Genomic DNA, 19202 nt, shown 5'->3' with positions numbered 1-19202 from the left:
GGATCAGGCCTTCCGAGCGCGCTTGGAGGGAGCTGGCGGGGCGGGAAGGCTGACGCCGTCCCGTTCGAGCTGCTGGAGGGCGCAGCGCCGCAGGTACTCGCTCTGCGTCATGAAGTTTTTGCTCGCAGCATCGCGGATCGCATCCATGAAGCCGGAAGGTGCGCTGAACTGGGCATTCTCGGGGAACATGGAATGTGTCTCCATTTGCCCGCCAGTTTCGCACGAAAATCCATTTCATAACATATGCTTGGTTCTACTTTGACAGATGATGAGCAGCGGACTACTGCGAATTTCACCGATCTACTGCGACCCGTCGCGGAGCGCCGCCAGCCCTACTGCCAACGAGTTCCTGCACAGGAATTTTCGCCCGAGGCGCGCGCATCGGTCTCCAACTGCTTCGCCCACATGTCGACCGCCCGATGCAGATCAAACACCTCCAGCAGCTCCACGGGAGCGGTCATCCAGTGGAACATCGTCAGTCCCAGGAAGCGTTTGCAATCCTCCTCCGAGGGGATGGGATTGGCGTCCTGCATCATCAGTGTTTGTCGCGCCAATTCCTGCGCTGGGGTGAGTGGGCTGCAATAGCTCGCTCGTTGGAGGCGAAGGCATTCCAATGCGAGCCGCTTGGCCTCCGCCTCCCATTTGTCCGCCTCGTCCAATGCCCATGTCGAGATTGCGGCGCGGGCAGCGACGTTCTGCCGGCGGCGACGGCGCTTCTCCCGCTTGCGCTCCTGAGCAGAGGGGACAAGATCGGCAAAGTTGATGTGGTCGGATGGTCTTCCGCTCATTTCGCCACTCCCCAGCTTTGCAGGATTTCCGCGGGAACCCGGCAAGCCGGGCTATCCGGCTTCGCCCCCCAATTGCCGGGCCAGTGGCCTTTGGCCCATGCGTTGCGAACGGCATCCGGATCGGGCAGGTTTTCGGGCCAATTGGCATATCGCGGAACCGGCGGCGGCGTTACCTGTGTGGCATAATCCCTCCACGAGCCGCTCAGGAATGTGGCTGCCATCTTGACGTAGGCGGTCCCGATAATCCGGCTCTCGGCTTTGGCGTAGGCCTTCGCCGAAGAGATGAGCAACTGTGGATCAACGCCATTCTTGACCAGCCGAGCAAAGCGCTCGGCAGCCTTCTGCCAGTCCTGGCCCCCGTCTCGCTTGGGGTATGCGCTTCGGAAATCCTCGAACGCTGTATCCGCCTCCACACGTCCCCGTTTGGGGACTACAGGGGTTTTATTAGAGATAGAGATAGTAGCTTTCTGCTGGGTTCCGTTTGGCAAACCCACTGGGTTAAGAGCGTCTCGATTTTCCAATGACTTAGGCCGACCACCACGCTCCCCGTTGGAGCGCGCGACCTCTGCCTTTTTGGTAGCGGTCAAATGCTCTTTAGTGAGCCGCTTTTGCGTCCATCGGCCGTTGGACAAAGACCAGAAGGCCATCACTCGAGGCTTGATCCGCCCCCACGTTTTCGAGCTGACACGAGCCCACCGAGCAAGGCACACGTCGTCGTCAGGGAGACAGCACCCATCGGTTCGCCAAGCCACCATGAGGAGCACGAGATAGGCCCCGGTCTCCTGCGCGGTGAGGTGCCCGGTATCAGCAAGAAACGCGTCGGTGAACAGGGGCAGCATGGGAAGCTTGCTCATTGGCGATGCTCCCCATATCGCGTGCCGCCGTTCCGAACGGCCGAAGCGCCGATATCGCAGAACAGATCGACGATGCCGGTCTCGCCGTTGCGGTTCTTCGCAACGATGACCTCAAGCTTGGTCTCGAAGCGCTCTACCTCGGCCAGCGCGTCCGGCGCGCCTTCCTGAAACTCCTTCGTGCGCCGCAGATAGTAGGCGGGCCGATAGAGGAACAGCACCACGTCGGCGTCGGCCTCGATATCCCCGCTCTCGCGCAGATGATGGAGATCCGGCCGCTTATTGCTCTCGGCCTCGATCCCACGATTGAGCTGGGCCAGCAGGACAATGCAGACCTCCTCGCGCTTGGCGATTTCGTGGAGGCCGGCGGTGATTTCTCCGACCTCGTAATGGCGTTGGCCGCGGTAGCGATCCGAAGCCCTCACTTGCTTCAGATAATCGATGAAGACCACCCGGAGTGGGATGCCGGAGCGGGCCATGCGCTTCTTGGTCGCCGAGACGCGGGCCGAGAGTTCGGGCACGGTCAGGCGAGCCGCGTAATCGCAGTCCATCGGCAGTCGAGCCACCTCGGCTTCGGCGGCCATCATGTGCTCAAACTGTGCGTCAGAGAGATGGCCGTCGCGAATGGCCGAGTGCGTTAGTCTTTGGCCCTTGTCGAAGGCCTGATCTGCGAGGAGACGGGCACCAATGGCATCCTTCGCAAGCTCCAGCGAGAAGAACGCGACGCCGTTCCCGGCTGCTGCGCTCTGTCGCCCCGACGAGCTGCCAAACGTCGTCTTCCCGATGCCCGGGCGGGCGCCGACAACGACAAGCTCACCGGGCCTATAGCCTAGCGTCAGGCGATCCAGTTCGCGGAAGCCGGTGCTAGCGCCGACTGTGGCCAATTCCCCCATTCGGATAGCGTTCACGCGCTCCACGACCGAGGCGCCGGTTTCCCCTGCCGTCTCACGCGTGGTCGTGCTCTCGACCAGCGCCGCCCGCACCTCGTCTATCTCCTGCATCAGCATCTGGAGGCGATCAGTCGGGATGCCTTGGTCGCTTGAGACGCGGCCGGCGGCACCTGTGATTGTCCGAATAGCCCACTGCGAGCGGAGATCCGCAGCGTAGGCCTTCAGCATCATGGTTGGCGCCGGGGACGTCATCAGTCGGGCCACGTACTGTCCATAGCTCAGCCCTTCGATCAGCGGGGCCCTCCAATCCGTGTTCAGATCAGCGGCTAGCGTGCTGAAGGTGAATGAGGTGCTGGCGGCGTGGCGCTTCAGCATGGCTTGGAAGAGGCGCGCGTGCGCCTCCTCCTGAAAGTGCCGTGGCTCAAGGGTATTGGCGACGACCGGGAGAACCTCGGGCGTGTCCAGCAGGCGACCGAGAAGCTCCTGCTCAATGGTGAGGCTGATGTCATCCATTGCTCTGGCCTCCCTTGGTCAGCGCCTTGCGGATGACCTCGGCATCAATCGTCTTTTCGATGCCTTCCCACCACGCGTTCTCCTCCTCGTCCCAAAGGTCCACCTCGATCTGGGCGAGGATGTACCCCGGCACTTCAGGGAAGGCACGCTGGGCCTCGCTGAACGGATGGAGCCCGGCGGCTTGAGCATCACGCATGACACCAAGGACCTGCTTCCAGATCTGCGCTTTGATCTCTTCGCGAAGAGACATCACATCGCCTCCCTGAGCCGGTCGAAAGCTTCCATGCCTTCGCTGCGGAAGTTCGCGAGGACGGCGCGTGCCTCGTCGTATGAGGCGCCATCCCACATGCCAACGACACCGCCTTCCTCGTCGTGATAATCAACGAAGTAGCGGACGCTGCCGATCAGTTCGGGGCGATCCCCGCCGCTGATCACGCCGCCGTAAAGCTCGACGTGGGGCGGCTTGCGGAAACGGAGGATGGTGCTCATTGGCGCACCTCCTCAATCACTTCGACAGTAGAGCGGAGCACATACCGACCGTGCTCGCCTTTGTAGGCGCCGCCGTGCTTTTCATCGACAGTTTCGACGGTCACGCCAGCCTTGCGGAGCTTGAACACGTAGTCGCTCCACCTCGGTGCCGGGTGGTCGATTGGAGTGCATCCGCGCTCGCCGGCACGGATGAGGTTATCCAGCGTCCAGGCAACGCGGCCTTTGACCCGGAGGAGAGGGCCGTCAGCGCCATGAAGGCGAACCGTTAGAGCTTTGATGTCGGGCATCAGTTCCCCTCCTTCCCAAGGCCAGCCTGCTCGGCGTGGGCCAGGGCAATCTCGAAGGGGACGCCGCTCCGGGCGGCGAGGCGGAGGGCCGCCAGCCGAAGGGGATACGGAACCGATGGGAGAGGTGGTTCACTGTTCAAACGGTCAAGCGGATGCGTTGGCGCGTGACGCGCGCCTTGAGAGCTGCTAATCATGTCGGGCTTTCGAAGTTAAGGCCCGGATGGTCATTGCACTGACCGCCGGGCCGTTTCGTTTCAGGCGACGGCGCGGACGGGCAGGTTGCTGAGCCAGTTCTCGATTGCAGATCGGGTGATCAGCGTCTTGCGGCCGATCTTGCGGGCTTCGAGCCGCCCCGTCTTGATCTCTTCGAAGACAGTGGAGCGGCCGACACCCATGATGCGGGCTGCATTCAGGACATCGAAGGCGGCTGGATCGAGGGTGTTCGTGGGCAACATTTGGGGGCCTCACTATGAACGACAGCGGATTTGCTGACGTCTGTGAGGACGAAAATGCGCAGGTTCGCAGACGGGAAATAGCCGCGGCGATTAAATTGGCGCGGTGATTAGCGCGGCAAAATCAAATCGCAGATTTCTTCTTTCGGCCGGCCTTCGCACGCTCTCCTAAGCCGGCAGATTTGCGGGCGTTCGGCCAGATGCGAAGTTCAAAGGCCCTCTCCCTATGCCCTATAGATAGCCTTTCAGCTGCTTCAGCTTTCGCCAAACCCGGCTCGCCTTTCAACATTATCGCAAGCCGAGCAGTCAGCCGAAGTTCGTCCGCGGTGGTTCTAGCGTTGGCGGAATACGGTTCTGGATCGGAGAAGGGCCAGATTTTTGAAACATCGGGTCCTGCAACCTGGAGGTGGGAGTAGAGGGCATAGCCTCGCGCGCCAGTGACGCTATCACCGCCCTCTACACGCCATCGTTCATCACTGTCGCTGACTGCGAACACCAAACGGGGAGCGTCCCCCAGGATGTCTGCTAGGTCCGCAGATGCGAATGGCATCTGCATTTTCAGGCCGGCCAGCCTTACACCATCGATCACGTTTGACAGGGGCGAACCAGCTTCTCGGCCGACGAGGGAAATCTGTCCTCCCGTGACCTTCCGCACCACTTCCGCACAACCGTTCTCCCAATATTCTAGATCATAGGGGAAAACGGGTCGCCGGCCGCCCGAGGTTGCAATCCACGCTGCTGCTTCAAAAAGGGAGATGTGGCTTGCGTCGGAAGGTGGGCCGCCCTCCCAACGGAGCGCCCGGCAAAGAATCCGATCTGACGTAGGAAAGTGGCGCATCACCTCATCGGCAACGAACCTCACCTGTCGGATCTGAACAATCGGTCCAACCGCGCAGCGCATGGACAGAAAAGCCTCAGACCTGTCAGCGGTGTACGCCCAATCGCACGATTGCAGGAGATTGGCGGGTATCGCTTCCCGTGTGATGCCTCCTTCTATGCAGCCGGAAACGCGTAGTGCTGGATGCGCGCTGTTCGTCCAAGCGGCGTGAAGCAAGCGCCAGGCGACATCTTGGTCTAGTCCGCTTGGCCACTGCGGATCGCTGGGAAGGCTGATGTCCGGCCGGAGCCAATTCGGTTGGATGCGCCTCGTGAAATCCATATCTCGGGTCATCACCCAAGCCAGTGCTTCGTGCAGGCTCCAGACCTCGGCTTCACCCGGAGATGTCATCTCAATCTCGCGCTGCTCAGTTCGCGGCAATCTTAGCACGTCCAAGTGCGTCCGTGCTCATCTGTGCAGTCATCCCCGCCATCCACATGGCGCTTTCGCGCGCACGTGCAGGCGCGCGTACTGGCTGCGAAACATGCTCGCGTGCGCGTGCATGGGCAGGGCTCCGAAAAGAGTGCCTCGCGCGCCTGCACGCGCGTGGCAAGCCACTTGTCTAAACCGTCAGTCTCCCATCCGGGCTGCGAGGCCTGCATTGCCGCCTATCGTATCCAGATGATTTGCCCAGGCAGACATCATCTCCCGGCGCCCGGCGAGATATTGGGCGCTGTTGTAGGCGCCTCGGACCTCGTTGCGTTCGTCGTGCGCAAGCTGCCGCTCGATCCAGTCGCTGGGATAGCCGCGCTCGTTGAGCCACGTAGACGCCACTCCCCGGAAGCCGTGCGCCGTTGCCCGCCCGTGGTAGCCCATGCGGTACATGGCGAAGATCATTGTATTGCTCGACATGAACCCTTCTTTGCTCGGCGAAGGGAAAAGGTGTTCGCTGCGACCACATAGCGGACGAAGCTCTTCCAGCGCGGCCACGGCCTCAGGCGCCAGCGGCACCAGATGCTCAAAGCGCATCTTCATCCGCTCGGCCGGGATGCGCCACAGTGGCTCGGCCCCATCCAGCCCTTCGAACTCTGCCCACTTGGCTGCGCGCAGCTCCGTCGTGCGAACGAAGGTGAGCATGATCAGCTTCAGAGCGAGGCGCGTCTTGGGATCGCCGTCATACGTTGCGAGAGCTCGCAGGAAGCCGGGCATATCATCGCGCGTCATTGCACGGTGGTGCTTCGGCCGGCCGGGGGACTTCATCGCGCCAACCAGATCCCGCGTCGGATCACGCTTTGCCCGGCCGGTAGCGATAGCGAAGCGGAATACTTGGCCAATGACCTGCATCTCGCGTTTCGCGAGCTCAACCGCTCCCCTCCCCTCAACCTTGCGGATGACGTCCAGCACATCCGGCGGCTCAATCTCGTTGATTGGGCGACGACCGAGCGGCGGGAAGACATCTGCCTCAAGCCGGCTCATCAGGCGCACGGAATAAGAGGGAACCCAGCCCGGCTCTTTGGACGCAAACCACTCGCGAGCAATGGTCTCGAATGTGCGAACAGCTTGCAATGCATTTGCACGCTTCTCAGCCCGCTTTGCCTCGCTCGGATCACCGCCAGATGCCAGCACTTCCTTTGCGGCCTCACGGCGCTTGCGGGCCTCTGCCAGCGACACCACCGGATAGGTGCCAAACGCCAGCAGCTTCTGCTTCCCGGCAAACCGATAGGCGAGGCGCCAGTAGCGCGCACCGTCAGGCTGCACCTGGAGGAAAAGGCCGCCCCCATCTGAGAGCCTGAACGGCTTCTCGCGGCCTTTGGCATTTCGAACGGCGGTGTCCGTCAGCGGCATGTTGGTATCTCGCCCGAGCACGCGTTGCCCATGCCATCAAAAATACCAACAAATTTTCTGGATACCAACACCCCAGCACGGACCGCAGCAGACTGCCGCAGCCCGCAACGCTTTATATATCCCAGCTTAGATTGGATTTCAGTGGATCGCCGCGGACCATCATGGAGCCCAATGTGGTGGGCCCGGAGGGACTTGAACCCCCAACCTAACCGTTATGAGCGGTCAGCTCTAACCATTGAGCTACAGGCCCCTGCTTCTGCTCCTAGCAAGCTTGCCGTCACCGAACAACCATTGACATACCGGCTGCTGGGGATGCCGCCACTTCGGACCATGCCGGCATTATACCGCAGCCCGCAGACGCAATGCCTGCCGGGTACATCTGCCGGAATGTCGCACCCCGTCGGTTTCAACCGGATGTCGTCTTGCCTCCGGCCGGATGGCTGACTACCGTTTCGTCCGGCTATCCCTGCCCTCCCCCGCCGGCACGGACGCGCCGAAGTGGGTTACACCGATGGTCAGGTACAAGCGTCGGTTCTGGGTTCTGGCGGCGTGCCTTTCCGCATTGGCGGGCTTCGTGGATGCCATCGGCTTCGTCAAACTCGGCGGCCTTTTCGTCTCCTTCATGAGTGGTAATTCAACCCGCCTTGCGGTCGGCCTCGCTACCGGCTCCCATGTGGCGGTGATCGCCGGAAGCCTGATCTTCGCCTTCGTTGTCGGCGTCGTCCTGGGCACCATGGCCGGCAATGCCGCGCGCGCGCGCCGCAAGCCGGCCGTCCTGTCGCTCGTGGGCGTCATGCTCGCCCTTGCAGCCGTCCTCGACCAGCAGGCCCACGATCTGGCGGCCACCCTCGTCATGGCCGCCGCCATGGGGGTGGAGAATGCGGTCTTCCAGCGTGATGGCGAAGTGTCCATTGGCGTCACCTACATGACCGGAACCCTGGTGAAGTTCGGTCAGCGCCTCGCCGCAGCCCTCATGGGCGGGCAGCCCTTCGGCTGGATCCCCTATCTGCTGCTGTGGTGTGGCCTTGCGGGCGGTGCGCTCGCAGGCGCTTTCCTCTATCCCCGCCTCGGCCCGCTCAGCCTCTGGCTTGCCGCCGGCGCGGCCGGCATCTTCGCGGTGCTTTCGGTCATCCTTCCGGAGGATCAGCCGCACACGAGAAACGAAGCCGGAAATTGACGTTACGGCAGTTTTGTATCTTTTTCGGATTTCGAGCGTTACCCTTGCAATGACGCACGATGAGACGGTGATGAGCGCCTCGACCGATATGGAAACTGCTTACCTGTCCACAGGAATAACCGGTCTCGACCGTATCCTGCGGGGCGGTTTGCCGGCCAACCGCCTCTATCTCGTGGAAGGCACGCCCGGCTCAGGCAAGACCACGCTATCACTCCAGTTCCTGCTGGAAGGCGCACGAGCCGGCGAGCCCGTTCTCTACGTTACGCTGTCGGAAACCAGCGAAGAGCTTCGGGCGGTGGCAGCCTCCCACGGCTGGGAACTGGCAGGCATCACGCTGTTCGAGCTAGCCTCCGCCGATGCGGTACTTGGCGTGGGGCGAGACCAGTCCATCCTGCATAGCTGGGAAATGGAGCTGGGCAACACCATCCAGCTCATCAAGGACGAAGTTCAGCGCCTGAAGCCCCGCCGCGTGGTGTTCGACAGCCTGTCCGAAATGCGTCTCCTGGCACAGGATCCGCTGCGCTACCGGCGCCAGTTACTGTTCCTGAAGCAGTTCTTCGCCGGGTTCGATGCCACGGTGCTGCTCGTCGATGATCTGAGTGGCTTCGCGGAGGAACGCGACAGCCATCTGCACAGCCTCTGTCACGGCGTGATCACTCTGGAACGCCTGACCCTCGACTTCGGTGCCGCCCGGCGCCGCACGCAGGTGCAGAAGCTGCGGGGGGTGGATTTCGTCGCCGGCTATCACGATTTCATCATCCGCCGGGGCGGCATCGACATCTTCCCCCGCCTGATCGCCTCGGACCATCACAAGCCCTTCGTCGGCGAGCCCGTGTCAAGTGGCGTGCCTGCGCTTGACGCGATGCTCAATGGGGGGCCGGCGCGCGGCACCAGCACCCTCATCACCGGCCCCGCAGGCTCCGGCAAGACCACCCTGGCGCTGCAATATTTGGCCGCGGCCTGCGAACGTGGCGAATGCGCCACCATCTACGAGTTCGACGAGCGGATCGGCACTCTCATCGCGCGCGCCAAGGCGCTTGGCATCGACCTGCAGTCTTTTATGGACAAAGGCTACCTTGTGCTGAGGCAGGTCGACCCCGCGGAGATTTCCCCCGGCCAGTTCGCCGCCATGGTACGCGAGGAGGTGGAGAAGCGGCAGGCTCGGTTCATCCTGATCGACAGCCTCAACGGATACCTGGCCGCCATGCCGCAAGAGCAGCATCTCGTGCTGCAACTGCATGAACTTCTCTCCTATCTGAACCAGGCCGGCGCGTTGACCTTCCTGATCAACCCGCAGCAGGGCTTCTTCGGCACCATGCAGACCCACGGGCTCAACGTATCATACGTGGCGGACGTGGTGATCCTGCTGCGCTTCTTCGAAGCGCAGGGCCGCATTCGCAAGGCCATCTCCATCGTGAAGAACCGCAGCGGCGGACATGAGGACGCCATCCGCGAACTGCGCATCGACTCCCAGGGCCTGCGCGTGGGCGAACCTCTGGCTGACTTCCGCGGCGTCCTCACGGGCACACCCGAATATGTCGGCTCCGTCAATCCGCTGCTGGAAGGCCGACACGCCACGGAGGATGGCGACCCTGTCTCATAGAACGGCTTCAGAGGGCTATCGCGTCCTGATCTGCGCGCCCTATGGGCGGGATGCGGAGAGCGTTGCCACGCTTCTCGGAGCCAATGGTTACGGCGTCACGCAATGTGCATCCTTGGACGAGGTGGCCACCAGCATCGACGACAGCACCGGTGCAATCCTTGTTACCGAGGAAGCCCTCTCGACCGATCTGGGCGCGCTCAACCGCGCGCTGGAGGGCCAGCCCTCCTGGTCCGATGTGCCCTTCGTGCTTCTGGCCGGCCGCCAGCCAAGGCGCCAGTTCATCGCCGAAGCGGTTCGCCGCCGGCTGCCGGACAGCGCCATCAACGTCATTCTTCTTGAACGTCCACTCAGCTCGGAATCGCTCATCAGCGCCATCGGCGCGGCCATGCGCGCGCGTCAGAAGCAATTCGAGATGCGTGACCGCCTGGCCCAGCTCGATGCCCAGCAGGCACGGCTCGTGACCCTGCTGGACAATCTTCCCGTAGGGGTCGCCTTCATCAATCCGGACGGAAGCACCCTGCTCTCCAATCCGGCCTTCCGCCGGTTTCTGCCTTCCGGAGACGTGCCCTCGCGCCAGTCCGACGGGCCAGAACGCTGGATCGGCCACGAGGAGGACGGCACGCGCATCACCCGCGAACGCTTCGTCGCGGCCCGCGCCTTGCGCGGAGAAGCGGTGCTCGGCACCGAATTCCGCTATCACGCCCCGCCCGAGCCTGACGTCTGGACCCGCGTCAGCGGCATTCCCCTCAAGACCCCCGACAGCGACGTCGCCGGCGCGATTGCGGTGATCGTGGACATAGACGAGCAGAAGCGCGCGCAGGAGACACTGGCGGGAGCCGCCCAGAAACTGGAGCAGCAGGTCGCCCAGCGCACGGCCGAACTGGAGGAGACCCTCGCCCAATTGCGCGCCGAGGCCCAGCAGCGCGAGTTGGCGCAGGCCGCGCTGCGGCAGGCGCAGAAGATGGAAGCGGTGGGCCAGCTCACAGGCGGCATCGCACATGACTTCAACAACATGCTCACCGGCATCATTGGCGCCATCGACGTCATGCGCCGCCGCATCGCCGCCAACCGTACGGACGACCTCGACCGCTTCATGGAAGCAGCCTATGTCTCCGCCCAGCGGGCCGCCGGCCTCACCCAGCGCCTGCTGGCCTTCTCCCGCCGTCAGTCGCTGGATAGCCGCCCCACGGACATAAATGCCCTCGTCCTGTCGCTGGAGGATCTGCTCCGGCGCACCATGAGCGAGCGCATCGATGTGCGGATCAGCGTGACACCCGATCTGCCTGCGGCTCTGGTGGATGCCAATCAGCTGGAAAGCGCCATCCTCAACCTCGCGATCAACGCACGCGATGCCATGCCCGATGGCGGCCAGCTGACGGTGAAGACGCGGCCTGCCGATCTCGGCGCTGCCGATTGCACGCCCCATCCCGGCATGAAGCCCGGCCGTTATGTGGTGGTCACAGTGTCGGACACCGGCGTGGGCATGGACACTGCCGTGCTCGAAAAGGTGTTCGATCCCTTCTTCACCACCAAGCCCGTTGGACAAGGCACCGGGCTCGGCCTCTCCATGGTCTATGGCTTCGCCAAGCAATCAAACGGTCAGGTCCGGATCAAGTCGCAGCCTGGCGCTGGCACGCAGGTCCAGATCCTGCTGCCAGCCACGCAGCAGGCTCAGCCCCCGGAAAGGATCGCCCCCCAGGCGGTGATCGAGGGCTCGGGGCAGACCGTGCTGCTGGTGGAGGACGACGCATCGGTGCGCCTGCTGGTGCGCGACGTGCTGGAAGAGCTGGGCTATGCGGCCATGGAGGCAGCCGAGCCGTCCGCCGCCGTGCAGTTGCTGGAGACGGGCCACCGCTTCGATCTGATGGTCTCGGACGTGGGCCTGCCCGGCATGAACGGGCGCCAGTTGGCCGAGATCGCCCGGCAGCATCTGCCTGAGATCCCCATCCTGTTCATCACCGGATATGCGGAAAATGCCGCCCTGCGCGCCGGTTTCCTCGGCACCAACATGGCCATGATCACCAAGCCGTTTCAGATCGAGGATCTGTCCGCCAAGATCAGCGAGATGCTGCGCTGAGCGGTAGCGTAGCCGTATGCGGCCTACGAATGAGGCCGCGCGCACCCCAGTAACGCTCAAGCTCGCATTTTTCCGCGCATCGGTACCGCCGGCGGGAACCTTTATGGTGAAGGCTGGGTTTAAATCATCAAACGCCCCCGAGAGGAGGCCCTGCCGGAAACCGGCACGCGGCACCATTCGGAAAGCGGGTGAAACACCCTGCCCAACGGCGTTAACGGTTTGATTTGAAGTGAGTTTGTTTCAATCCGGGCGACCGCAACGGTTTCCGGCAACGCTACAGCCTTGCGCTATGAAGGGAGCAATCCAGATGGGCTCGTTTTCCGATCCGCGCACTCCGTTTTCCCGCATCCTCATCGGCAGCCAGGAGCGTGAAGTGTCCTCGCTGGAAGAGGCTCTCGGCTTCATCCGCGAGTGTGACGGCGACGGCCTTGCCGAACTTCTGGCATCGCAGGCGCGGGCCGCGGGCATGGATGGTGACAAGGCGATCCTCGCCCTCAAGGGACGTCTGGATGCCTTCCGCAGCGTTCTGGCGGAATACTGACCGTTTTCCGATCATGCCCCATACGCGGCAAAAAATTGTCGCAACGGTGCAACCTTTGGCCTTGAAGCGAGTTGAACGGACATGACACTGCACGTTGGCACGCTCAAAGAAGTCGCTACCCGGCCCCTTCGCGCAACGACCAGGTCGCGCCGGGCTCCCAATTGGGGCGCGTTTCTGACCCGCCCCATTTTCCTCGCCGATGGCGAGACCGTGCTGGAACGTCTTTGGGACGCAGCCGATGTGCTGCACGCCAAGGGCCAGCCCTGTGACGGCTATGACATCTCCCACACCACGCTCATGGCCGCGGCCGCGAGCGGAACGGCGGACGACATCAAGTCGGCCACCGTTCATCTGGAAGCCTATCTGCGCGGACGTGCGCTAATCTGAGCCTTCCACGAAATTTTCCTGCTGGTCGGGTCTGGGGTGCGCAATAGCGCACCCTTTTTTATGTCATCCCATGATCGCCGCGCCGGGCCTCCGCAGGGCCGGATCAAAGGGGTTGAGGCGCAGGCCGATATCAGCCGCCTCCCGTTTCAGCAGATCCGCAATCACCTTGTTCCGCTCCGGCGTCATGCGATCCGTGGTGCTGCCGACGCTCAGCGCGGCTACCGCCTCGCCGGTACGGCCCAAGATCGGGACACCGAGACCCGCCATGCCCGGGATCAGCCCGGCGGCGCCATCGGAGAAGCCCTGCGCCTTCACCCGCGCCATCTCGGCCCGCAGGAATCCCTCGTCGAAAGCGGAGAGTGCCCGCATACGCGGCAGATTGTAACGGATCACCTCGTCCTGCTCGGCGTCGGGCAGGAAGGCCAATATGGCCATGGCCGCCTGTCCGATGCCCAGCATCACCGTGCCGCCCACGTCTCCGGTGAAGCTGCGGATGGGCAACGGGCCCGCCGAGCGATCGATGCACACCGCATCGAAACCATTGCGCACCATGAGAAAAATCGTCTCACCCAAAGCCGCTGTGAGGCGCAGCAGCCCCGGCCGGGCAAGATCGCGCAGGTTCATGCTGCTGCCGGCCCGTGCCGCCAGAACGAACAACTCCAGCCCCAGCCGATAGAGTTTCGTCCGGGGATCGTGCTCGACCATCCCTTCGGCCATGAGCGCATGCAGCAGGCGATGGGCGGTCGGACGCGGCAGATCCACCGCCGCCGCCAGATCCTTCAATCGCATACCCTGCTTTTCGCCGGCCGCGAGCTGACGTAGCACCGCGAAAAGACGGCCGGCACCTGTAGAGCTGTCCGACATAATTCCATCCAATGAAATTTAAACAGCCATTCTAAAAAATATATTCCACCTTACGGAACTGATCTAGAATTAATCACGCAGGATGGAATTTTTATGCTTGCGAGACGTTCTAAGGAGGATCAGCCTTCGGTTCCAGTCTAAGCAATGTGACAGGACCGAGATCATGGCTCGCTGGCGTGTGGGTGTGGATTCCGGAGGCACGTTCACGGACATCTGCCTGTTCGATGAAGACGAAGGCCGTGTCGAAGTGTGGAAGGTCTCTTCCACGCCCGATGACCCGTCTCGCGGTATCGCCGAGGGTGTCGAGCAGGGTATGCGCATCGTCGCCCCCGAGAATGGCGATACGCCGGCTTCCTCCGTCACCTATTTCGGCCACGGCACCACAGTGGCCACCAATGCGCTGATCCAGCATCGCGGCGTTCCCACCGGCCTCGTCACCACCGACGGCTTCCGCGACCTCCTGGAGATCGGCCGCCAGAAGCGCCCCGACCTCTACGACCTCGACATCGACAAGCCGCCCACCCTCGTGCCCCGTGCGCTGCGCATGGGCGTCACCGAGCGGGTTCGCCACGACGGCTCCATCGACCAGCCGCTCGACGAGCCTGCCGTGCGCGAGGCTGCAAGGGCGCTGAAGAAGGCGGGCGTCAAGGCCATCGCTGTGTCTTTCCTCTACGGCTTCGTCCGCCCCGAGCACGAAGCCCGCGCGGTGGAAATCATCCGCGAGGAATATCCGGAAGCCTTCATCTGCTCCGGCCATGAGATCGCGCCTGAGTTCCGTGAGTTCGAGCGCCTCTCCACCGTGGTGCTGAACGCCTATCTCGGCCCGGTGATGAAGTCCTACATCGACAAGCTCACCCCGCGCCTGAAGGCGCTGGGCATGGAGGCGACGCCGCACCTCACCCAGTCCAACGGCGGCGTCATCGGCTTCTCCACCGCCGCCGCCATGCCAGTGCGCACCATCCTCTCCGGCCCCTCCACCGGCGTGGTCGCGGCGCAGGTGGTGGGCGAACTGGCCGGTTTCCCGGACATCATCACCTTCGACATGGGCGGCACTTCCACCGACGTGGCGCTGCTCAAGGGCGGGGTGTGCAAGCTCACCTCGGAAGCCAATGTCCATGGCTATCCGCTGAAAGCCCCCATGCTGGACATCCACACGGTGGGCGCCGGTGGCGGCTCCATCGCCTTTGTGGATTCCGGTGGCTTCCTGAAGGTCGGTCCGCGCTCCTGCGGCGCCTTCCCGGGCCCCGTCTGCTACGACAAGGGCGCGGAAGAGCCAGCCACCACCGATGCCAATGTGGTGCTGCAGACGCTGAACCCTACCCACCTGCTCGCCGGCCGCATGCCGGTTCGACAGGATCTCGCCAAGGCCGCCATCGGCCGCCTCGCCGACAAGCTCGGCCTCGGCGTCATGGAGACCGCGCAGGGCATCCTCTCCGTCGTCACCGCCAACATGGCAAAGGCGATCCGGGTCATCTCCGTGCAGCGCGGGCATGATCCGCGCGACTACACGCTGATGGCGTTTGGCGGTGCCGGCCCGCTGCATGCGGCCCGGCTCGCCAAAGAGCTGGACATGCGCCGCGTGCTGGTACCGCGCAATCCCGGCATCCTGTGCGCCATGGGGCTGCTGCTCACGGATCTGCGGGCCGATTTTGCCGCCACCCGCCTGCTGCCGCTGAATGCGGCCGCACTCCAGCCGGTGGAGGACGCTTTCTTCCAGCTCGGCGCGCGCGCCGAAGCCTGGTTCGACCATGAGGAGATCGCCGCCGATGCGCGCCAGATCACCCGCACGGTGGACATGCGCTATGCTGGCCAGAATTACGAACTCTCCGTGCCTCTCCCCGACGGGCCGGTGACGGAGACCACGCTGGAGCATCTGGCCGAGGGCTTCGAGGAAGCCCACCGCCAGCGTTACGGCTTCATCGCCGATGGCGAAGCGGTGCAGATCGTCACCTTGCGCGTGGAGGCCGCCGGCCTTGTGAAGAAGGCTACGCTGAGGGCCTGGCCCGAGGCGGGCCCCGACGCCTCCGGCGCCATCATGGGCAAGCGCGACGTGTGGTTCCCGGAAGCCGGGGACTATGTGAACACGCCCATCTATGACCGCGAGAAGCTCCACCCCGGCAACCGCTTCTCCGGCCCCGCCATCGTTGAGCAGATGGACACCACCACCGTCGTCCCGCCCGGCATGACCGCCCGCGTGGACACCTACCTCAACCTCATCCTCGAGGTGACGGCATGAGCTCCCAGCTTGCCCCCGCGGCCAAGGCCGCGCCCGTGCTCGATCCCATCACCGTCGAGGTGATCGGCGCCGCTTTGTCCTCCATCGTGGAAGAGACCGGCGAGGCGCTGATCCGCGCCTCCTACTCCACCAACATCAAGGAGCGGCGCGACTGCTCCACGGCTCTGTTCGACCCGGCAGGCAACACGCTCTGCCAAGCCGAGCACATCCCCATCCATCTCGGCAGCTTCATCGGCATCGTGCCGCACATCATGAAGCTGCACCGGATCGAGGACATGCGTCCCGGCGACGTATTTGTGGGCAATGACGCCTATGCCGGCGGCGGCACCCATCTGCCGGACATTGTGCTGGCCGAACCTATCTTCATCGATGGCGCCATCGTTGCCTGGACGGTGAATCTGGCCCACCATTCCGATTTTGCCGATCGCGGCCACGCCCACATCTATCAGGAAGGCCTGCGCATTCCGCCCGTGCGCCTCTACAAGGCCGGCGAGTTGAACAAGGATGTGCAGGATCTCATCCTGCTCAACTGCCAGGTGCCGCACGAGCGCCTGTCCGATCTGCGCGCCCAGATGGCGGCGAACCGCGTGGGCGTGCAGCGCTTCCAGGCGCTCTGCGCCAAGTACGGCACCGACGTGGTGATGGCGGCGGGCGATGCCCTCATGGACTATGCCGAACGCCGCATGCGCGCCGGCATCGCCGCCATTCCCGATGGCAGCTATCGCTTCGCCGACGTGTTCGACAATTCCGAGATCGAGGGCACGCTGCCACTCAGCGTCGAGATCACCGTCAAGGGCGATGCCATGACGCTGGATTTCGACGCTCCGGACCAATTGCGCGCCGGCATCAACATGACCCACACCGCGCTGCAGGCGACCGCCTATTACGTGGTGAAATCGGTGGTGGACCCCACCATCCTGCCCAACGCCGGCCTCGCCCGGCCGCTCACCGTCACCGCCCGCGCGGGCAGCGTGGTGAGCTGCACCCATCCGGCAGCCGTGAACGGCCGCGTGCAGACCTGCCAGCGCGTGTCCGATCTCATCCTCGGCGCGCTGGCGCAGGCGGTGCCGCATAAGGTGACAGCCTGCTCCAACAGCGCTTGCACGGTGGCGACCTTCATCGGTACGCGCAAGGATACGGGCGCCATCTGGGTCTATCTGGAGACCATGGGCGGCGGCTTCGGCGCCCGCCAGCACAAGGATGGGCTGGACGGCGTGCACGTGCACGTCACCAACACCTCCAACCTGCCCATTGAGGCGCTGGAGACCGAGTATCCGCTCACCCTGCTCCGCTACGAGCTGGTGGATGGCTCCGGCGGTGTGGGCCGGCAGCGCGGCGGCCTTGGCCTGCGCCGCGTCTATCGTGCCGATGAGGATTGCCGGGTGCGGGTGGACGTCTCCCGCCTCTACTCCCGCTCGTGGGGCCTGGACGGTGGCGGCGCGGGCGGCCATGGCGGCGTGGAGTGCGGCCCTGGCGTGGTGCGCCAGCGTGATGCCCTCACCCTCAAGGCCGGCCAGTGGTTCGCCGTGGTGAGCCCCGGCGCGGGCGGCTACGGCCCGCCTGCCGAGCGCGACCGCGCGGCGGTAGCCCTCGATATCGCCGAGGGCGTGATCGACCTTGCCACCGCACGGGAGGTCTACGGCTACTGATACTTTTCCGGCGGCCGGAGCACCCGGCCGCCGCTATTGTCCGCCGACCAGGGACGCGCCCATACGGCGCCCCCGCGTGCCCTGCCGGAACGCTTTTCGCCGGGCGGGTGCCGCCATCCTTCGAGTGACGACGACGCTTTTGTTCGCTTCCGGGCCAGATGCCAGAACGGCACGGCCCCCACTCTTCCGGAGACCTGGACATGGCCCATATGCTGACCCGACGATCAGTTCTTGCCGGCGCCGCCGCTGGTGCCTTTGTGCCCCTGCTGGGCATTCCGGGCGCGCGAGCCAGCACGCCCGGCATACTGACCTTCGGCATCTCCAGCTTTCCGCCGAGCGTGCAGCCCTGGGCCAATGCCGGCACCGCTTCCGCCACCGTGAAGCTCGCCCTCTATCGTGGTCTCGCCTCCTACGGGCCGGACGGCAAGATCCGGGGCGAACTGGCGGAAGGCTGGTCCTCGGAAGGCAAGAATACCTGGGTGTTCAAGCTGAGGGACGCCAAGTTCCAGAATGGTGAGAAGGTCACGTCGGCGGACGTGAAATGGACCATCGAACAGGTGGCCGGCGAGAAATCCACCGCCTTCCTGCGCACCGAGATGCAGGGTGTGGAGAAGATCGAGACCCCGGACGATCTCACGGTGCGCATCACCACCAAGCAGCCCACTGTGACGCTGCCGCTGATGATGGCCAGCTACCACATGCCCATCATGTCGAAGGCCTCCACCGCCGCCCAGCAGATCGGCGCCGGCCCCTTCGTGCTCAAGGACGCCGAGCGCGGCGTCTCCATGGACCTCGCCCCCAACCCACACTATTACCGTCCCGGCCTGCCCAAGCTGAAGGCCATCCGCGTCGTGGTCTATGCGGACGAGAATTTGCGCGTTGCGGCCTTGCAGAGTGGCGACGTGGATCTGATCGAATATGTGCCGTGGCAGGCCATGGCGAGCATCGAGAAGGATGCGGCGCTGAAGCTCGATGCGGTGGACGGCCCCTTCATGGCGATTGTCTTCAACGGCTCGCGCCCGCCCTTCAACGATGCCCGCGTGCGCAAGGCGGTGGCGCACGCCATCCGCCGCGAAGACATCGTGAAGAGCGCCTTCTTCGGCCGCGGTGCACCGCTCGCCCATCTGCCCATTCCCCAGGCGAGCCCCTATTTCAACGCCGACCTCGCGGATGGCTGGAAGTACGATCCCGAGCTCTCCAAGAAGCTTCTGGCGGAAGCCGGGCACGGCGGCGGGCTCTCCTGCAAGCTTCTCTCCACGGCGCAGTACGGCATGCACAAGGACACCGCCGAGGTGGTGCAGCAGCATCTGGCGGCGGTGGGCATCAATGCCGAGCTGAACCTGCCCGACTGGGCCACCCGCGTGTCACTGGGCAATCGCGGCCAGTATGATTTCGGCATCATGGGCACGTCGGCGGACAGCAACGATCCGGATGGCCTGTCCGGCTATGTGGATGGCAGCCTCTCGCCCTCCTACGTGCGCAGCTACAATCTCTCCATCCCCAAGCTCACCCAGCTGTTCCAGGCCGGGCGCGAGGAATTCGACGAGACCAAGCGCAAGGCCATCTATCACGAGATGGAACAGGTCGCGATCGACCAGGTGCCGATGGTCGGTCTTGCGCTGCGCAGCCAGGGCTACGCCATGCGCAAGGAGGTGGGCGGCTTCAAGAACATGCCGGGGGCGCTCAGCTTCTATTCCGGCCAGACCTTCGAAACCGCAACCGTCGGCTGAAGTATG

The 19202-nt window shown here is 63.9% G+C and carries 19 protein-coding genes and 1 tRNA gene; 8 read left to right on the top strand and 12 right to left on the bottom strand.

Annotated features, from left to right (window positions below; genetic code table 11):
- Nucleotides 1-3: 3 nt before the first annotated feature.
- From IEW24_RS23720 to IEW24_RS23670, 11 genes are all read right to left on the bottom strand, one after another.
- Nucleotides 4-189, bottom strand: coding sequence for a hypothetical protein (locus IEW24_RS23720; RefSeq protein ID WP_188583395.1), 186 nt, complete (start codon nucleotides 187-189; stop codon nucleotides 4-6).
- Between the two features lie 143 nt (nucleotides 190-332).
- The gene (locus tag IEW24_RS23715; protein WP_188583394.1) at nucleotides 333-788 is read right to left on the bottom strand and encodes a hypothetical protein; all 456 of its coding nucleotides are present in this window, start codon (nucleotides 786-788) and stop codon (nucleotides 333-335) included.
- Nucleotides 785-1642, bottom strand: coding sequence for a YdaU family protein (locus tag IEW24_RS23710; protein WP_188583392.1), 858 nt, complete (start codon nucleotides 1640-1642; stop codon nucleotides 785-787). The genes IEW24_RS23715 and IEW24_RS23710 overlap by 4 nt, the downstream gene beginning before the upstream one ends.
- On the bottom strand, nucleotides 1639-3042 hold the full coding sequence (locus tag IEW24_RS23705; RefSeq protein ID WP_188583390.1) for a replicative DNA helicase: 1404 nt from the start codon (nucleotides 3040-3042) through the stop codon (nucleotides 1639-1641). Before IEW24_RS23705 ends, IEW24_RS23710 begins: the two co-directional genes overlap by 4 nt.
- Nucleotides 3035-3292: a hypothetical protein gene (locus tag IEW24_RS23700; protein ID WP_188583388.1), complete on the bottom strand. Its 258-nt coding sequence runs from the start codon at nucleotides 3290-3292 to the stop codon at nucleotides 3035-3037. Before IEW24_RS23700 ends, IEW24_RS23705 begins: the two co-directional genes overlap by 8 nt.
- On the bottom strand, nucleotides 3292-3531 hold the full coding sequence (locus tag IEW24_RS23695) for a hypothetical protein (RefSeq protein ID WP_188583386.1): 240 nt from the start codon (nucleotides 3529-3531) through the stop codon (nucleotides 3292-3294). Before IEW24_RS23695 ends, IEW24_RS23700 begins: the two co-directional genes overlap by 1 nt.
- Nucleotides 3528-3818, bottom strand: a complete 291-nt coding sequence (locus IEW24_RS23690; RefSeq protein ID WP_188583384.1) for a winged helix domain-containing protein — start codon at nucleotides 3816-3818, stop codon at nucleotides 3528-3530. The genes IEW24_RS23695 and IEW24_RS23690 overlap by 4 nt, the downstream gene beginning before the upstream one ends.
- A 254-nt stretch (nucleotides 3819-4072) precedes the next feature.
- On the bottom strand, nucleotides 4073-4273 hold the full coding sequence (locus IEW24_RS23685) for a helix-turn-helix domain-containing protein (RefSeq protein ID WP_188583382.1): 201 nt from the start codon (nucleotides 4271-4273) through the stop codon (nucleotides 4073-4075).
- 121 nt (nucleotides 4274-4394) lie between these two features.
- The gene (locus IEW24_RS23680) at nucleotides 4395-5498 is read right to left on the bottom strand and encodes a hypothetical protein (RefSeq protein WP_188583380.1); all 1104 of its coding nucleotides are present in this window, start codon (nucleotides 5496-5498) and stop codon (nucleotides 4395-4397) included.
- A 219-nt stretch (nucleotides 5499-5717) separates the two neighbouring features.
- Nucleotides 5718-6932, bottom strand: a complete 1215-nt coding sequence (locus tag IEW24_RS23675; RefSeq protein ID WP_188583378.1) for a tyrosine-type recombinase/integrase — start codon at nucleotides 6930-6932, stop codon at nucleotides 5718-5720.
- Between the two features lie 174 nt (nucleotides 6933-7106).
- Nucleotides 7107-7182, bottom strand: a tRNA-Ile gene (locus IEW24_RS23670).
- A gap of 261 nt (nucleotides 7183-7443) precedes the next feature.
- On the opposite strand from IEW24_RS23670, the gene IEW24_RS23665 reads away from it, so the two are divergent.
- The 5 genes from IEW24_RS23665 to IEW24_RS23645 all read left to right on the top strand — a co-directional run bounded on the left by IEW24_RS23665 (nucleotide 7444) and on the right by IEW24_RS23645 (nucleotide 12717).
- Nucleotides 7444-8109, top strand: a complete 666-nt coding sequence (locus tag IEW24_RS23665) for a YoaK family protein (protein WP_188583376.1) — start codon at nucleotides 7444-7446, stop codon at nucleotides 8107-8109.
- 70 nt (nucleotides 8110-8179) lie between these two features.
- Complete coding sequence (locus tag IEW24_RS23660; protein WP_244644636.1) at nucleotides 8180-9712, top strand: ATPase domain-containing protein; 1533 nt, start codon at nucleotides 8180-8182, stop codon at nucleotides 9710-9712.
- A 121-nt stretch (nucleotides 9713-9833) separates the two neighbouring features.
- Nucleotides 9834-11789 carry a hybrid sensor histidine kinase/response regulator gene (locus tag IEW24_RS23655; protein WP_244644653.1) on the top strand — a complete coding sequence of 652 codons (1956 nt, stop codon included), beginning with the start codon at nucleotides 9834-9836 and terminating at the stop codon, nucleotides 11787-11789.
- Between the two features lie 307 nt (nucleotides 11790-12096).
- Entirely contained in the window at nucleotides 12097-12330 is a 234-nt protein-coding gene (locus IEW24_RS23650; RefSeq protein WP_188583372.1) for a hypothetical protein, read from the top strand.
- 210 nt (nucleotides 12331-12540) lie between these two features.
- A complete protein-coding gene (locus IEW24_RS23645) occupies nucleotides 12541-12717 on the top strand; it encodes a hypothetical protein (protein ID WP_188583370.1) in 177 nt (58 codons plus the stop codon).
- A gap of 63 nt (nucleotides 12718-12780) precedes the next feature.
- Here the strand turns inward: IEW24_RS23645 and IEW24_RS23640 are convergent, their stop codons facing one another.
- The gene (locus tag IEW24_RS23640; RefSeq protein WP_188583368.1) at nucleotides 12781-13581 is read right to left on the bottom strand and encodes an IclR family transcriptional regulator; all 801 of its coding nucleotides are present in this window, start codon (nucleotides 13579-13581) and stop codon (nucleotides 12781-12783) included.
- A gap of 163 nt (nucleotides 13582-13744) precedes the next feature.
- Between IEW24_RS23640 and IEW24_RS23635 the strand changes: the two genes are divergently transcribed.
- The 3 genes from IEW24_RS23635 to IEW24_RS23625 all read left to right on the top strand — a co-directional run bounded on the left by IEW24_RS23635 (nucleotide 13745) and on the right by IEW24_RS23625 (nucleotide 19196).
- Entirely contained in the window at nucleotides 13745-15817 is a 2073-nt protein-coding gene (locus tag IEW24_RS23635) for a hydantoinase/oxoprolinase family protein (protein WP_188583366.1), read from the top strand.
- Nucleotides 15814-17466, top strand: a complete 1653-nt coding sequence (locus IEW24_RS23630; RefSeq protein ID WP_188583364.1) for a hydantoinase B/oxoprolinase family protein — start codon at nucleotides 15814-15816, stop codon at nucleotides 17464-17466. The genes IEW24_RS23635 and IEW24_RS23630 overlap by 4 nt, the downstream gene beginning before the upstream one ends.
- 200 nt (nucleotides 17467-17666) lie before the next feature.
- Nucleotides 17667-19196 (top strand): ABC transporter substrate-binding protein, encoded by a 1530-nt coding sequence (locus IEW24_RS23625; protein ID WP_188583362.1) that lies wholly within the window; start codon nucleotides 17667-17669, stop codon nucleotides 19194-19196.
- Nucleotides 19197-19202: the final 6 nt, after the last annotated feature.

Origin of the sequence: Azorhizobium oxalatiphilum (genome assembly GCF_014635325.1) — a bacterium.
GTDB lineage: Bacteria > Pseudomonadota > Alphaproteobacteria > Rhizobiales > Xanthobacteraceae > Azorhizobium > Azorhizobium oxalatiphilum.
The sequence above is the reverse complement of the archived record's forward strand: the minus strand, read 5'-3'. Positions and strand labels throughout refer to the sequence as shown.

Excerpts from the sequence above, each read along its gene's own strand:
- IEW24_RS23630 (WP_188583364.1), top strand. The coding sequence starts at position 15,814 with ATGAGCTCCCAGCTTGCCCCCGCGGCCAAGGCCGCGCCCGTGCTCGAT.
- IEW24_RS23705 (WP_188583390.1), bottom strand. The coding sequence starts at position 3,042 with ATGGATGACATCAGCCTCACCATTGAGCAGGAGCTTCTCGGTCGCCTG.
- IEW24_RS23720 (WP_188583395.1), bottom strand. The coding sequence starts at position 189 with ATGTTCCCCGAGAATGCCCAGTTCAGCGCACCTTCCGGCTTCATGGAT.
- IEW24_RS23660 (WP_244644636.1), top strand. The coding sequence starts at position 8,180 with ATGAGCGCCTCGACCGATATGGAAACTGCTTACCTGTCCACAGGAATA.
- IEW24_RS23650 (WP_188583372.1), top strand. The coding sequence starts at position 12,097 with ATGGGCTCGTTTTCCGATCCGCGCACTCCGTTTTCCCGCATCCTCATC.
- IEW24_RS23680 (WP_188583380.1), bottom strand. The coding sequence starts at position 5,498 with ATGACATCTCCGGGTGAAGCCGAGGTCTGGAGCCTGCACGAAGCACTG.
- IEW24_RS23675 (WP_188583378.1), bottom strand. The coding sequence starts at position 6,932 with ATGCCGCTGACGGACACCGCCGTTCGAAATGCCAAAGGCCGCGAGAAG.
- IEW24_RS23710 (WP_188583392.1), bottom strand. The coding sequence starts at position 1,642 with ATGAGCAAGCTTCCCATGCTGCCCCTGTTCACCGACGCGTTTCTTGCT.
- IEW24_RS23690 (WP_188583384.1), bottom strand. The coding sequence starts at position 3,818 with ATGCCCGACATCAAAGCTCTAACGGTTCGCCTTCATGGCGCTGACGGC.
- IEW24_RS23700 (WP_188583388.1), bottom strand. The coding sequence starts at position 3,292 with ATGTCTCTTCGCGAAGAGATCAAAGCGCAGATCTGGAAGCAGGTCCTT.
- IEW24_RS23635 (WP_188583366.1), top strand. The coding sequence starts at position 13,745 with ATGGCTCGCTGGCGTGTGGGTGTGGATTCCGGAGGCACGTTCACGGAC.
- IEW24_RS23685 (WP_188583382.1), bottom strand. The coding sequence starts at position 4,273 with ATGTTGCCCACGAACACCCTCGATCCAGCCGCCTTCGATGTCCTGAAT.
- IEW24_RS23625 (WP_188583362.1), top strand. The coding sequence starts at position 17,667 with ATGGCCCATATGCTGACCCGACGATCAGTTCTTGCCGGCGCCGCCGCT.
- IEW24_RS23715 (WP_188583394.1), bottom strand. The coding sequence starts at position 788 with ATGAGCGGAAGACCATCCGACCACATCAACTTTGCCGATCTTGTCCCC.
- IEW24_RS23695 (WP_188583386.1), bottom strand. The coding sequence starts at position 3,531 with ATGAGCACCATCCTCCGTTTCCGCAAGCCGCCCCACGTCGAGCTTTAC.
- IEW24_RS23640 (WP_188583368.1), bottom strand. The coding sequence starts at position 13,581 with ATGTCGGACAGCTCTACAGGTGCCGGCCGTCTTTTCGCGGTGCTACGT.
- IEW24_RS23665 (WP_188583376.1), top strand. The coding sequence starts at position 7,444 with ATGGTCAGGTACAAGCGTCGGTTCTGGGTTCTGGCGGCGTGCCTTTCC.